The sequence below is a fragment of the Paraburkholderia silviterrae genome (genome assembly GCF_004353915.1).
Taxonomy (GTDB): Bacteria; Pseudomonadota; Gammaproteobacteria; order Burkholderiales; family Burkholderiaceae; genus Paraburkholderia; species Paraburkholderia silviterrae.
Window position 1 is genome coordinate 317,294 of the sequence record NZ_SMRP01000005.1, and the last position, 14,428, is coordinate 331,721.

14 protein-coding genes are annotated in these 14,428 nt (G+C 67.8%); 8 read left to right on the forward strand and 6 right to left on the reverse strand.

The features are described from left to right. Positions 1-355: 4Fe-4S dicluster domain-containing protein (locus tag EYW47_RS41790; RefSeq protein ID WP_240763672.1), on the forward strand; the 355-nt coding region annotated here is incomplete at its 5' end. A gap of 87 nt (positions 356-442) precedes the next feature. Here the strand turns inward: EYW47_RS41790 and EYW47_RS13685 are convergent. From EYW47_RS13685 to EYW47_RS13700, 4 genes are all read right to left on the reverse strand, one after another. Further along, a complete protein-coding gene (locus tag EYW47_RS13685) occupies positions 443-1,933 on the reverse strand; it encodes a glycosyltransferase family 9 protein (protein WP_240763673.1) in 1,491 nt (496 codons plus the stop codon). A gap of 23 nt (positions 1,934-1,956) precedes the next feature. Next, entirely contained in the window at positions 1,957-3,057 is a 1,101-nt protein-coding gene (gene aroC / locus EYW47_RS13690; protein WP_133195359.1) for a chorismate synthase, read from the reverse strand. 94 nt (positions 3,058-3,151) lie between these two features. Continuing rightward, a complete protein-coding gene (locus EYW47_RS13695) occupies positions 3,152-5,128 on the reverse strand; it encodes an MFS transporter (RefSeq protein ID WP_133195360.1) in 1,977 nt (658 codons plus the stop codon). Between the two features lie 142 nt (positions 5,129-5,270). Then, on the reverse strand, positions 5,271-5,726 hold the full coding sequence (locus tag EYW47_RS13700; RefSeq protein ID WP_133195361.1) for a CBS domain-containing protein: 456 nt from the start codon (positions 5,724-5,726) through the stop codon (positions 5,271-5,273). A gap of 433 nt (positions 5,727-6,159) precedes the next feature. On the opposite strand from EYW47_RS13700, the gene EYW47_RS13705 reads away from it, so the two are divergent. From EYW47_RS13705 to EYW47_RS13715, 3 genes are all read left to right on the forward strand, one after another. Then, positions 6,160-7,485, forward strand: a complete 1,326-nt coding sequence (locus EYW47_RS13705; protein WP_133195362.1) for an O-acetylhomoserine aminocarboxypropyltransferase — start codon at positions 6,160-6,162, stop codon at positions 7,483-7,485. Then, positions 7,482-8,321, forward strand: a complete 840-nt coding sequence (locus EYW47_RS13710) for an alpha/beta fold hydrolase (RefSeq protein ID WP_133195363.1) — start codon at positions 7,482-7,484, stop codon at positions 8,319-8,321. The genes EYW47_RS13705 and EYW47_RS13710 overlap by 4 nt, the downstream gene beginning before the upstream one ends. A 211-nt stretch (positions 8,322-8,532) precedes the next feature. Next, positions 8,533-8,853, forward strand: a complete 321-nt coding sequence (locus EYW47_RS13715; RefSeq protein ID WP_133195364.1) for an Mpo1-like protein — start codon at positions 8,533-8,535, stop codon at positions 8,851-8,853. 59 nt (positions 8,854-8,912) lie between these two features. Here EYW47_RS13715 and EYW47_RS13720 read toward each other — a convergent pair whose 3' ends face one another. Next, on the reverse strand, positions 8,913-10,220 hold the full coding sequence (locus EYW47_RS13720; protein WP_205710068.1) for a YihY family inner membrane protein: 1,308 nt from the start codon (positions 10,218-10,220) through the stop codon (positions 8,913-8,915). Between the two features lie 102 nt (positions 10,221-10,322). On the opposite strand from EYW47_RS13720, the gene wrbA reads away from it, so the two are divergent. From wrbA to EYW47_RS13740, 4 genes are all read left to right on the forward strand, one after another. Next, complete coding sequence (gene wrbA, locus EYW47_RS13725) at positions 10,323-10,931, forward strand: NAD(P)H:quinone oxidoreductase (protein WP_133195365.1); 609 nt, start codon at positions 10,323-10,325, stop codon at positions 10,929-10,931. Between the two features lie 218 nt (positions 10,932-11,149). Then, positions 11,150-11,533, forward strand: coding sequence for a DUF2069 domain-containing protein (locus tag EYW47_RS13730; protein WP_133195366.1), 384 nt, complete (start codon positions 11,150-11,152; stop codon positions 11,531-11,533). 343 nt (positions 11,534-11,876) lie between these two features. Further along, positions 11,877-13,313: an FAD-binding oxidoreductase gene (locus EYW47_RS13735; protein ID WP_133195367.1), complete on the forward strand. Its 1,437-nt coding sequence runs from the start codon at positions 11,877-11,879 to the stop codon at positions 13,311-13,313. Positions 13,314-13,330: 17 nt separating this feature from the next. Continuing rightward, entirely contained in the window at positions 13,331-14,137 is an 807-nt protein-coding gene (locus tag EYW47_RS13740; RefSeq protein ID WP_133195368.1) for a metallophosphoesterase, read from the forward strand. 86 nt (positions 14,138-14,223) lie between these two features. Here EYW47_RS13740 and EYW47_RS40855 read toward each other — a convergent pair whose 3' ends face one another. Beyond that, positions 14,224-14,376, reverse strand: a complete 153-nt coding sequence (locus EYW47_RS40855; RefSeq protein WP_165976550.1) for a hypothetical protein — start codon at positions 14,374-14,376, stop codon at positions 14,224-14,226. Positions 14,377-14,428 lie beyond the last annotated feature (52 nt).

Here is a 14,428-nt window from a genome sequence, read left to right on the forward strand (position 1 = left end):
CTCGCAGTGCAAGCCGATCGAGTATCCGAAGCCCGACGGCAAGCTCACGTTCGACCGCCTCTCTTCCGTGTTCATTTCCAATACGAATCACGAAGAGAACCAGCCCGCGCATCTGACGCTGAAAGACGAAAGCGTGCCGGTAAACGTGAATCTGCGCACCTATGCAGGCCCTGAAGGGCGCTTCTGCCCTGCCGCCGTCTACGAATTCGTGAAGAACGACGACGGCAGCGATCGCTTGCAGATCAACGCGCAGAACTGCGTGCACTGCAAGACCTGCGACATCAAGGACCCGACGCAGAACATCGTGTGGGTCACGCCGGAAGGTGGCGGCGGGCCGAACTATCCGAACATGTAAGCCCGGAAATCGACAAAAAACCGCCCCTCGGGGCGGTTTTTCCGTTTCATGCGTCCGTGATACGCACTGCGCAAGGCAGGCGTGCGATCAGCTTGCAGCCAACGCCTCCAGCCGCGCCCTCACGCGCGCGAGAGCCGGCCCCCAGTCGCCCACCGCCGGCTGCCGGAACAGTTCGATCGAATCGTACCAGGGCGTACGCGCCATTTCGCTGCCCCAGAACCACGCGGAAACACGGTCGATGAGCAGACTCGTCGGCGCCCCGAGCGCACCGGCCAGATGCGCCGGGCCGCTGTCGATCGTCACCACGTGGTCGACGCTCGCGATCAACGCCGCCACGTCGTCGAAACCGGCGTCGAACTGCCCGGTCGGGTCGACGAAATTCGCGCCGCGCGCGCGCCATGCCTCGACGGCCGCGCCGCGCCCCGGCGACAACGCGAAGAATGTGACGCCCGGCACCGAAAGCAGCGCGCCGAGTTCGGCGTCCGGAATCGAGCGGCGCGCGTCGCGCACATGCGCTGGATTGCCGTTCCAGACCAGCGCGACCGAGCGCGCGCCAGCGGGCGTGGCTTGCGCGACGCGCGCACGCCAGGTTTGAACGCGCGCCGGGTCGGCGCGCAAATACGGCGCGCCCCACCCCGCCGGATCGAACACGCCCAGCCGCAACGGCAGGCTCATCAGGCCGCAGTGGTAGTCGGGATGCGTGATCAGCGCGGCTTCCAGCGCCACATCCGGCGGCAGCATGCGCTCGAACAGATGCCGCATCGGCCCGGCATAGCCGAGAACCACGCGCCCGCCTTCGCGGCGCGCGCGTTCGGCAAGCGGCGCGAGGAAACGGAACGCCCACAGGCAATCGCCGTTGCCCTGCTCGCCGTAGACCACGAGCGTGCGGCCCGCCAGCGACTCTCCCCGCCACGGCGCGCCAATCGAGGCAAGCGCGGTGCGTGCGCCGTTGCCGTCGCCCTCGAGTTCGAGGCGCGCCTCGTAGTGCTCCCAGCCTTGGGCATAACGCCCCGAGCGCATCTCCAGCTCCGATAGATCGAAGCGCGCGTGCGAACTCTCTGGCTTGAGCGCGAGCACCTCGCGCAACAGCGCCTCGCCTTCGGCAAAGCGCGTCTGCTCCTTCACGCAGAGCGCGAGCTTGTGCAGGACGACGGGATGATTCGGCACGATGCGCGCCGCGGCGCGCAATAGTTGCTCGGCAGCCGCAAAGTCGTTGCGCGCCTGCGCGGCCGCCGAGCGCCAGACGAGCGCATTCACGTCGTGCGGATCGCGCTTGAGCAGCACCGCGCACGACGCCTCCGCGAGCGGCCACTCGCGCGTGACGAAAGCCGTCTGCGCGAGCTCATGCATGAGTTTCGGATCGACAAAGGGGTCGAGTTGCGCGGCGCGCGTGAGGGCCAGCAGCGCCGCGCGCATGCCGTCGATAGCGCCGCCGGCCCGCGCATGCAAGGCGCGGCCGAGCGCGAGCCAATCGGTTGCGCGCGCATCGGCCCGCGCAACGCGGGCTAGTAGCGGCGCGAGCGGATCGTCGGCCGAAGCCGGCGACGGCAGCCTCACACCCGCGGGAAGCGCAAGCACCGGGTTTGCCTCCCGCGCGGCAATCAGACGTCGCTGGCCGGAATTTTCGGCGTCGTCACGACAACGTCGCCGTTCTGCGCGCGATGGCGCAGCGCATGGTCGATCAGCACGAGCGCGAGCATCGCCTCGGCGATGGGCGTCGCGCGGATGCCCACGCATGGGTCGTGGCGGCCAAAGGTCTCGACCGTCGCCGGCTCGCCCGTCTTGTCGATCGAGCGGCGCGCCGTGCGGATGCTCGACGTCGGCTTGATGGCGATCGAAACGGTGATGTCCTGCCCCGTCGAAATGCCGCCGAGCACACCGCCCGCGTGATTGCTGTGAAAGCCGCCGGGCGTGAGCTCGTCGCCGTGCTCCGAGCCGCGCTGCGCCACGCTGGCGAAGCCCGCGCCGATCTCGACGCCCTTTACGGCATTGATGCCCATCATGGCGTGCGCGATGTCGGCGTCGAGGCGGTCGAACAGCGGTTCGCCCCAGCCCACCGGCACGCCGCTTGCCACCACGTCGATGCGCGCACCGATCGAGTCGCCGTCCTTACGCAGCGCGTCCATATAGGTTTCGAGCTGCGGCACGACATCTGCATTCGGGGCAAAGAACGGGTTTTCGGGCACGTGCTTCCAGTCGACGAACGGCACGTCGATCTCGCCGAGCGCGCTCATGCAGCCGCGCACCTCCACGCCAAAGCGCTCGCGCAGCCACTTCTTCGCGACGGCACCCGCCGCGACCGTGGGCGCCGTCAGACGCGCCGACGAACGGCCGCCGCCGCGATAGTCGCGGATGCCGTACTTCTGCCAGTAGGTGTAGTCGGCGTGGCCCGGACGGAAAGTCTCTACGATATTGCCGTAGTCCTTGCTGCGCTGGTCGGTGTTGCGGATCAGGAGCGCGATGGGCGTGCCCGTCGTCACGCCCTCGAACACGCCCGAGAGAATCTCGACCTTGTCCTCCTCCTGGCGCTGCGTGACGTGGCGCGAGGTGCCCGGACGGCGGCGGTCCAGGTCGATCTGGATGTCGGCTTCGGTGAGCGCCATGCCGGGCGGGCAGCCGTCGATGACACAGCCGATGGCCGGGCCGTGGGATTCGCCGAAGGTGGTGACGGTGAAAAGCGTACCGAGCGTGTTGCCGGACATGGCGGTCGTCCAAAGTGAATCGGGGAATCCAGCATTATGCCAGCCCGCGCAGCGGCCCGCCCGGCTCGACCGTGCGCGGCACGTCCCGCTGCGCTCAGCGCCGCGCGCCCCGCAGCTCGGCCACCGTCCGCTGCAACTCGTCGACCTTCACGTCGCCGGGCGCCACCGGCTCGCCCACCGCCAGCGTGAGCCGGCTCGTCAGCCCGCGCCGCACCGGCCGCTCCTGGCCCGAGGCCGCATGCCGCGAGAACACGCTGCCCCACAGGCCGCGCAGTGCCATCGGCACGACCGGCGCGGGGTGGCGCTCGAGGATCTGCGTCACGCCGTGGCGGAACGGATTCATGTCGCCGGTTTTCGTCAGCTTGCCTTCGGGAAAGATGCAAACGAGATCGCCCTCGGCGAGCGCTTCGGCGCAACTGTCGTAGGCCGCCGCGAGCATCGCCGCGTCCTCGTGCGCGGGCGCGATCGGGATCGCCTTCGCGTGCCGGAACAACCAGCCGAGCAGCGGCGAGCGGAAGATCTGGTGATCCATCACGAAGCGGATCGGCCGCGGGCTCTCGGCCATGATGACCACGGCATCGACGTAGCTCACGTGATTGCAGACCAGCACCGCCGCGCCCTCGGCCGGAATGCGCTCGGCATGGACGAGCCGCACGCGATAGACGGTATGCACGAGCACCCACGCCGCGAAGCGCAGCAGAAACTCGGGCACCAGCGTGTAGATGTAGGCGGCCACGACGATGTTGAGCAGCGCGGTCGTGAGAAAGATGCCTGGAATGCCGACGCCCGCGGCCGTCAGCGCCATCGCCATGAGCGCCGAGACGATCATGAAGAGCGAGTTGAGAATGTTGTTCGCGGCGATGATGCGCGCGCGATGACTAGGCGCGCTGCGGCTCTGGATCAGCGCGTAGAGCGGCACGCTGTAGAAGCCGCCGAACATCGCGAGCAAGAACAGATCGGCCAGCACGCGCCAGTGAGCGGGCGTGCGCACGAACTCGCCCACCGAAAGCAGATGCGGCGCCGTGGGCAGCGCATGGCTCGCGAAGAACAGGTCGATGCCAAACACGCTCATGCCGATCGAGCCGAGCGGCACGAGACCGATCTCGATGCGCCGCCGCGAAAGCCGCTCGCATAGCAGCGAGCCGAAGCCGATGCCGAGCGAGAACATGGCGAGCAGCAAGGTCACGACGTCGGGATCGGCCGACAGCACGTCCTTCGCGAAGTTGAAGAACGAGGCCAGAAAGGTCGCGCCGACGAACCACAGCCACGAAATCCCTAGCAGACTCAGGAACACGGTGCGGTTGCCATGCGCGAGGCGCAGGTTGCGCCAGGTCTCGGAAAACGGATTCCAGTTGATCTGCAGCTCCGGCTGCGGCGGCGCGCAGGGCGGCACGAACGCGCTGGCCACGCGGCCGATCAGCGCGATGCCGATGCACATGCCGCCGAGCCACCACGCGCCCACCGGCGGCCCGGCCAGGGCCTGAGCGGAAGCGCCATCGGACGCACCGATGCCGGCCGCGATGCCACCCACGATCGTCCCGATCAGGATCGCCACGAAGGTGCCCATCTCCACGAGCCCGTTGCCGCCGACGAGTTCGTCTTCCGCGAGTTTTTGCGGCAGATACGCGTATTTGACGGGCCCGAACACGGTGGAATGCACGCCCATCAGGAAGGTGCACAGATAGAGCAGCGGCGCGCTGTGCATCCAGAAGCCCGCAGCGCCGATCAGCATCACCGCGATCTCGAAGGTCTTGACCCAGCGCGTGAGCACGGCCTTGTCGAACTTGTCGGCGATCTGCCCCGACGTGGCGGAAAAGAGCACGAACGGCGCGATAAAGATGGCCGAGATCAGGAACGCCACCGTCTTCGGATCGACGCCCGAAAAGCGTGCCGCCTGATAGGTCACGAGCGACGTGAAGCCGATCTTGAAGAGGTTGTCGTTCATCGCGCCGAGGAACTGCGTCCAGAAGAACGGCGCGAAGCGGCGCTGGCGCAGCAGCGCGAACTGCGAGCCATGACTGCTCGCTTCACGGGCCGCGCGCTGCGCGACGGGCATCGGACTTTCGCTCATTGAATCGGATTTATGCCGTAGGAATTGGATGCCAGACGTGAAAAAGCGCGCTTCACGCGCGCTTTTCAAGCGGGTTTATGCGGGCTCGTGCGGCTGTGCCTCGCTGTGCGCCTCGCGCGTGATTGCGCGCGCAGCACCGGGATCAACGCCCCGAATGTTGTTCCTCTTCGGGCCAGTCGCGAATATAGGCCTTGAGCAGCTTGTTTTCGAAGCCCTGTGCCTCCACCACCGCCTTCGCGACGTCGTAGAACGAGATCACGCCCATGAGCGAGCGGCTTTCCATGACGGGCAGATAGCGCACGTGATGCTCGAGCATCATGCGGCGCACTTCGTCGACCTCGGTTTCGGGCGTGCAGGTAATGGGATGGTCGTCCATGACCTTGCGGATCGTGGTGGTGCCGACGCTGCCGCCGTTCGTGCGCAGCGTGAGAATGATTTCGCGGAACGTGAGCATGCCGACGAGGTCGCCATACTCCATGACCACGAGCGAGCCGATATCGTGCTCGGCCATGGTGTTCACCGCGTCATGCAGCGACGTGTCGGGCGTAACGGTGTAGAGCGTATTGCCCTTGACTTTGAGAATGTCGCTCACACGCATGATGTGTCTCCTGTGCCGATGGGCCCGGTAGTTAAGTGCCGGACCTCATCGCATGCAAAAAATGTTGTCGGCGATATCGCCAATCGTTGGGGGACATGCTGAAAAGAAATTCCTGCCTCTTTTCGATGCTATCGGAAAGGCCTGCAAAAGGAAAGACGCGCCAAAGCCGGCCGAAAGGCGCAAATCCGGCCAGAAACGCCCTGCTCCAGTGCTCAAACTGGCGGAATTTTCGCGAACCGGGCAGTGTCTTGCCGGCCATTTACCCTATGTCTTGTGGCCAGCAAGCGACGCTCCCGAGCGCCCGCGCGCCGCGGCCGGCAAGCCGGCGCCCCCCGCCGCCCGCCCTCGCGATGCGTCCCCGGCGGGCACTGGCCGATGTTACGATGCCAGCACCTTTCACCCGACGCCGGTTCGCGCCGGCCGTGCTGCCACGATGTCCGACCCACGCTTCGACACGCTCGCGCTGCATGCCGGCGCCGCGCCCGACCCCGTTACCGGCGCCCGCGCGACGCCGATTTATCAGACCACGTCGTTCGCGTTTCGCGACACCGACCACGCCGCGGCGCTCTTCAACATGGAGCGCGCGGGCCACGTGTACTCGCGCATCTCGAACCCCACGGTCGCCGTGTTCGAAGAGCGCGTCGCCGCGCTCGAAGGCGGCGCGGGCGCGATCGGCACCGCGAGCGGCCAGGCGGCGCTGCATCTGGCGATCGCCACGCTGATGGGCGCGGGCGCGCATATCGTGGCGTCCACGGCGCTCTACGGCGGCTCGCACAACCTGCTCGACTACACGCTGCGCCGCTTCGGCATCGAAACGACCTTCGTGAAGCCAGGCGACCTGGACGCCTGGCGCGCTGCGCTGCGCCCCAACACGCGCCTGCTGTTCGGCGAGACGCTGGGCAATCCGGGGCTCGATGTGCTCGATATCGCCCGCGTCGCGCAAATCGCTCACGAGCACCGCGTCCCGCTGCTCGTCGACTCGACCTTCACGACGCCGTATCTGCTGCGCCCGTTCGAGCACGGCGCCGATTTCGTCTACCACTCGGCCACGAAATTCCTGGGCGGCCACGGCACGACCATCGGCGGCGTGCTGGTGGACGGCGGCACCTTCGACTTCGAAGCCTCCGGCCGCTTTCCCGAATTCACCGAGCCCTACGCGGGCTTTCACGGCATGGTGTTCAGCGAGGAAAGCAGCGTCGCGCCGCTCCTCCTGCGCGCGCGCCGCGAAGGCCTGCGCGACTTCGGCGCGTGCCTGCATCCGCAGGCCGCGTGGCAGCTCCTGCAAGGCATCGAGACGCTGCCGCTGCGCATGGAGCGGCATGTGGCGAACACGCGGCGCATCGTCGAATTTCTCGATGCACACGACGCCGTACAGTCGGTGGCCTGGCCCGAGCTGCCGCAGCATCCCGACCACGCGCTCGCCAAGCGCCTGCTGCCGCGCGGCGCGGGCGCCGTGTTCAGTTTCGACCTGGCGGGCGGCCGCGCGGCGGGCAAGCGCTTCATCGAGTCGCTCTCGCTCTTCTCGCATCTGGCGAACGTGGGCGACGCGCGCTCGCTCGTGATCCACCCCGCCTCCACCACGCACTTCCACATGGACGAGGCCGCACTCGCCGCGGCGGGCATTGGCGCGGGCACGATCCGCCTTTCGATCGGCCTCGAAGACCCCGACGACCTGATCGACGATCTCAAGCGCGCGCTCAAGGCGTCGCAGAAAGCGGCCACCGCCGCCAAAGCCGCAGCGGGCAAGGAGGCGTCATGATCGTCGACGTAGCGGGCCTTGCCGTCTACGCCTACACGGGCGGGCGCCCATTCGATCCGGCCCGGCCGGTGGCGGTGTTCGTCCACGGGGCGCAGCACGATCACAGCGTGTGGGCGCTGCAGTCGCGCTATTTCGCCCATCACGGCTTCAGCGTGCTGGCCGTTGACTTGCCGGGCCATATGCGCAGCGCGGGTCCGGCGCTCACGAGCATCGGCGCACTCGCCGACTGGCTCGACGCCTTGCTTGCGGCGCTGAAGGTCGATGCGGCGTTCGTCGCCGGGCACAGCATGGGCTCGCTCGTGGCGCTCGAATTCGCCGCGCGCCACCCCGAGCGCGCCGCGGCCATCGCGCTGCTCGCCACCGCCATTCCGATGGCCGTCTCTCCCGCGCTGCTCGAGGCCGCGCGCGAGCGCGAGCCGGAAGCCATTGCGCTCGTGAACGCGTGGTCCCATTCGACGCTCGCGGCCAAGCCTTCGAACCCCGGCCCCGGCTTCTGGCTGCGCGGCATGAACCGGCGGCTGATGGAGCGCGTCGCGGCGTCAGGCGAGCCACAGCTCTTTCATACCGACTTCGCGGCCTGCAACGCCTACGAGGACGGCCTCGCGAGCGCGGCCAAGGTGCGTTGCCCGGTGCGCCTGATTGTCGGCCAGCGCGACATGATGACCCCGCCGCGCGCGGCCGGCGCGCTCGCGAAGGCGCTCGCGCAGGCGGGCGTCGCGGTCGATACGGTCACGCTGGACGCAGGGCACGCGCTGATGACGGAGCAACCCGACGCAACGCTCGACGCGCTCTACGGTTTTGCTGTGCAACAAGGGCCACGGGTGGGGAACGGCTGACTGGACTATTGCAGAGCCGGCCGGCAAGCGCCGCACGCATGAGCACCTGATTCTGCCGCCCAAGCCGGCGGGTCTGTCCTGCGGCCCGGCTGGCGACAACGCGATTGCCCCCACCCGTGTCGGCCCGGGTTGCACGGTCGTTCGGAACGCCGCAGAATAGGCCGATGAGCGACCCTTGCGCAGCAGCACGCACCGCGCAAAGGAGGAGACGATGAGTCACCCCACCCATACCGAGCACTTCGCGAATTTCGCGCAGTTCTATCCGTTCTATCTGAGCGAGCACAGCAACCTCATGTCGCGGCGGCTGCATTTCATCGGCTCGCTGGGCGTGATCGGCTGTGTCGCCATGGCGATCGCCACGGGCGACTGGCTCTGGCTGCCCGCCGCCGTGCTATGCGGCTATGGGTTTGCCTGGATTGGCCATTTCGCGTTCGAGAAGAACCGCCCGGCCACCTTCCGCCATCCCATCTACAGCCTGATGGGCGACTGGGTCATGTTCTCGGATATCTGCCGCGGCAAGATAACGATCTAGCCGATCGTTACGTCTAATGGCCGCCGCCCGGCTGGATGACGGGCGGCGCCCGATTCCCTTCAAGCCGCCGGGTGTGGCAGCGCCGGCGATTCGCCACCCGCCTCTGCACGACGAACCAGCTCGCGCCGCGCCGCCAGCAGCGAGGCGAGCGAGATCGAGAGTTTGTCGTTTTCGAGCGCGCCGAGCAGCGTGGCCGCGTCGATATCGCTCGATTTGAGTTGATACGCCAGCTCCTTGCGATCGATCACGAAGCGCGCGTAAATGCGCTCCACCGAGATCCGTGCGGGGTTTGCAACGAGCACGTAGTGCGGCTTCTCGCCGTCCTTTTCCAGCCGCCCGATCAGTTCGTCCTCTTCCAGATCCGCCACGATCCGCGTGACGGTCGCGAGCTCGCGCCGCAGCAGTTGCGCGAGCTGCTCGGCGGTGCTGCCCGGCTGGCCCGCATCGCGCGCATCCGCGAGCCCCGCGAGCAACTCGAGCGCGTCGAGCAGATCGCTGCCCGGAAAGCGCGGCCGGTTGAAGCGTCCGGTGCGGATCTCAGGCAACGCCGAGGTGATCATCGCGCCCACGAGCGTGATGAACCAGCTCAGATACATCCATAACAGGAACATGGGCGCCGCCGCGAACGCGCCGTACACCGCCGTATAAGTGGGGATGCGCCGCACGTACAGGCCGAAGCCCCGCTTGGCCAGCTCGAACGCGACAGCCGCCGCAACGCCGCCCACCACCGCGTCGCGCCACTCCACGCGGCAGTTGGGCAGATAGACGTAGAGCATCGTGAACGCGAGCGCCGTAAGCGGCACCGAAGCGCTGATGAGCAGCCAGTCGAACAACATCGACACATGCTGCTCGGTGGCAAGCGCGGCCGAGCGCGTGAACAGGTACGACGAGATCGAGAGGCTCACGCCGATCAGGATCGGCCCGAGCGTGAGAATGGCCCAGTACACCAGCACGCGCTGCGCGAACGGGCGCGCCTTGCGCACGCGCCAGATCACGTTGAAGGCCGACTCGACCGTCATCATGGTCATGACGGAGGTGACGAACAACACGATCATGCCCATCGTCGTGAGGCCCTTGGCCTTCGACGCGAACTGATTGAGGTACATGAAGATCTGGCTGTTGATCTGCGCCGGCATCAGGTGGTCGGCGAGAAAGCCCTGCAGCGAGTTCTGGAACGACGCGAAGATGGGAAATGCGGTGAACAGCGCGAACGCGACCGTGGCGAGCGGCACGAGCGAGAGCAAGGTGGTGAACGTGAGGCTGCCCGCCACTTGCGGAATGCGGTCTTCGCGGCTGCGCCGCGCGGCGAAGCGCGCGAGCCGCTTCACGATATCCAGATCGATCCGTAGTGTCGACAACACGTCCATTGGCCTGCCTTCTCCAGACGGCGCGCCACATTTCCGGCAAAACTCGCGGAAAACTGGCGGCGAACCCAACCCCTATAATATCCCGTCCACCGACGAGGCCCGATGAAACCGATTCTTGTGCTCTACTACAGCCGCCATGGCGCCACCCGCGAGCTCGCACGCGCCATCGCCCAGGGCATCGACAGCGTGCCGGGCTCCGAAGCGCGCGTGCGCACGGTGCCGCCCGTATCCACGGTCTGCGAGTCCAGCGCGCCCGACATCCCCGACGACGGCCCGCCCTACGTGGAGCTGCGCGATCTCGAGGAGTGCGCCGGCCTCGCGCTCGGCTCGCCCACGCGCTTCGGCAACATGGCCGCGCCGCTGAAGTATTTCCTCGACGGCACCACGCCGCAATGGCTCTCGGGCGCGCTCGCCGGCAAGCCCGCTTGCGTCTTCACGTCCACCGGCAGCCTGCATGGCGGCCAGGAAAGCACGCTGCTCTCGATGATGCTGCCGCTCCTGCATCACGGCATGTTGCTCGTGGGCATTCCCTACACCGAAAGCGCACTCACCTCGACGCAAAGCGGCGGCACGCCCTACGGCGCGTCGCATCACGCGCGCGCGGACGGCCGCAGCCACGGCCTCACCGCCGACGAAAAGACGCTTGCCGTAGCGCTCGGGGTACGGCTCGCGCGTGCCTCGCTGGCGCTCTCGCAAAGCGAGCGGCCGTGACGGACAGCCCGCGCGACGCGCACAGCGAAACCCGCGGCGCGGGCGCCGGGCGTATGGGTCCGGTGTCGCACGCATCGAGTGCGCCGCACGTAGTGCACCCTGCGCGCGGCGCACGGCCGCGCACTTTACCGCCATCGGGACATTTGCGGCACGAAAACGCGCCCGACAACGCCACCGAGCCGCCAATGCCAACGTCAACATCAACTTCGCCGGCACGCATGCCAGCCGACATCGCCGGGCGCCGCCCCGCCGCTTTAGGCGCGTTCGTCACGCTCGCCGCGCTCACGCTCCTGTGCATCGCGTGGGAATGGCGGCTCGCGCCGCTGCGTCCCGGCGGCAGCGCGCTGATACTCAAGGCGCTGCCGCTTGCCGCCGCGCTGCCCGGCGTGCTGCGGCGCCGCCTCTACACGCTGCAATGGGCGTCGATGCTGGTGCTGCTCTACTTCGCCGAAGGCATCGTGCGCGGCATGACCGACCCCGCGCCCGGCAACCTGCTCGGCTGGATCGAAGTCGCGCTGGCACTCGGGTTCTTCGGATGCGCGCTCGCCTATGTCGCGCCCTTCAAGCGCGCCGCACGGCGCGCCAGGCGCGAAGGCGCATGACACGTTGATGCAAGCGCCGCGCGAAAGCGCTTCGCCGCACGGTTCGACTTGGGGTCATTTGTGCCCGACTTGGGGTCTGGCGTTGGCGTTCGACTTGGGGTCTGCCGCTCGTGTTCGATTCAGGGTCTGCCGCTTGTTCCAGCAAATCGAGTCGACTCGAATCGGCAACGCATCACCGGCCTGGCCGCCCGCGCCCACCCGCAGCCCCTGCCCGCGTCTGCCCCACCCCTTTCCCCCGGCGTGTCAAACTAACTGTTTAGCCAGAAATCCTGTCCGCGTCCCGGCTGCCGAGTGCAGGCACGCTCTCGCACCGCCGCCTCGCCCCGGAGACGACTCACCCGCCATGACCGCAAGCACCGCACTCGCCCCGCAAATCTTCCTCGACGCCTGCGCCGCCGCCATCGGCGCGCAGCACGTGCTGACCGACGCCCACGACACCGCGCCCTACCTTGCCGACTGGCGCAAGCGCTACCAGGGCGCCGCGTGCGCCGTGCTATGTCCCGCGAGTGCCGAAGAAGTCGCCGCCATCGTGAAGCTCGCGCACGAACATCGCATCGCGCTCGTGCCGCAGGGCGGCAACACCGGCCTCGCGGGCGGCGCGACGCCCGACACGAGCGGCCGCGAGGCGGTGCTCAGCCTGCGCCGCCTGAACCGCGTGCGCGAGATCGATGCGCACAACAACACGATCACCGTCGAAGCGGGCGTGATTCTCGCGGAGATCCAGGCGCGCGCCGCCGAGGCCGGGCGCCTGTTCCCGCTCTCGCTCGCCGCCGAAGGCAGTTGCACGATCGGCGGCAATCTCTCGACCAATGCGGGCGGCACCGGCGTGCTGCGCTACGGCAACACGCGCGAGCTATGCCTCGGCCTCGAAGTCGTGACGCCGCAAGGCGAGCTCTGGGACGGGCTGCGCGGCCTGCGCAAGGACAACACGGGCTACGATCTGCGCGACCTCTTTATCGGCGCGGAGGGCACGCTCGGCATCATCACCGCCGCCGTCATGAAGCTGCATCCGCAGCCGGCCGCGCGCGTCACGGCGCTCGCGGGACTCGCATCCGCCCACGCCGCGCTCGACTTCCTCGCGCTTGCGCAGCGCTTTGCCGGCCCGCTCCTCACCGGCTTCGAGCTGATGTCGGACTTCTGCATGCAACTGGTCGGCCGGCATTTCCCGCAGCTGCGCTACCCGTTCCAGCAGCGCCACGCACAAGTCGTGCTGCTCGAACTTTCCGATAACGAGAGCGAGGAACACGGGCGCGCGCTCTTCGAGCGCCTCATGGAAGCGGCGCTCGAAGAAGGCCTCGTGGAGGACGCCGTCGTCGCGGAAAGCCTCGCTCAGTCGCAGGCGTTCTGGAACATCCGTGAGCACATTCCGCTCGCGCAGGCGCAGGAGGGGTTGAACATCAAGCACGACATCGGCGTGCCGATCTCGCGCATCGGCCATTTCATCGAGGAAACCGACGCCGAGATCGCGCACACGGTGCCGGGCGCCCGCATGGTCACGTTCGGCCACCTCGGCGACGGCAATCTGCACTACAACGTGCAGGCGCCCGAGGGTGGCGACCCGCAGCGTTTTCTCGCGGAACACGAGAAGACCCTGAACCGCATCGTCTACGACAGCGTCGCGCGCCACCGCGGCACGATCAGCGCGGAGCACGGCCTCGGCCAATTGAAGGTCGACGAGAGCGCGCACTACAAGAGCGAAGTCGAGCTCGCGCTGATGCGCGCGGTGAAGACCGCGCTCGATCCGCTGAATCTGATGAATCCGGGCAAGGTATTGCGCTGAACGCGCGGGGAGGCGAAGTGAAGGTCCGTGTGCTATCCGACCTGCATCTGGAATACGACGAGCCGGACACGATCCCGCACGCGCAGGCCGACCTCGTCGTGCTCGCGGGCGACATCCACAATCACGGGCTCGGCTTGCGCTGGGCGGCTGAAACGTTCGACCCGCAGGTGCCCGTGATCTATGTGCCGGGCAATCACGAGTACTACGACGGCGAACTCGGCGCGCTCGAAGCGGCCATGCGCGACGCCGCCGCGACGCTCGACAACGTGCACTACCTGAACAACGGGACTTATGTCGATCCGGCGGGCCGCTTTCGTGTGCTCGGCACGACGCTGTGGGCGGATTTCACGCTCTTCGGCGCCGACGATCCGGCGCGCGATGCTGCGATCGAGGCGGCGAGGCGCGTGATGCTCGACTTTCGCGGGCTGATTCAGGTCTCGTGGCCCGCGAGCCCCGAGGCCGCCGCGCGCGACTTCACGCCCGCGGACTCGATCGCCCTGTACGCGCAGGCACGGGCATGGCTCGAAGCGGAGCTGGCGAGGCCGTTTGCCGGCAAGACGGTCGTCGTCACGCATCATGCGCCGCATCGGCTGAGCCTCGCGGCGCGCTATGCGGACGATCTGGTGTCGGCGGGTTTCGTGAGCGATCTGGGCGCGCTGATGGGCCCACCCGCCGCGCTCTGGGTGCACGGCCACACGCATACGTGCTTCGACTACACAGTGGGCGGCACACGCGTGGTGTGCAACCCGCGCGGCTATCGCGACCGGCGTACCGGCCAGCCGGAGAATCCGGCCTTCGCGTGGGACAAGGTCGTGGAAATTTGAGCGCCGCGCCGCCCGGTGGAAACGGGCCTGGCAGGCGCAGCGGGCACGGCCGGTGGCAGCGCCCGCTCGAGACTTTCAGCGGACGATCAGCGCTGGCCGCGCGCGCGGTCGGCGGCGCGCTGGGCGCGCAGTGTGACGGGCTGAAGCTGGGCGCGGCGCATGCGCAGCAAGTCGCGTGATGCGGCGATGCCGATCAGGCCAATCATCACGGCGATGCCGAACATCAGATGCGTATCCATGGAAAACCTCGGGTTCTGGCGGATTGACGTTTCAGATCCGCTACCTTATCAA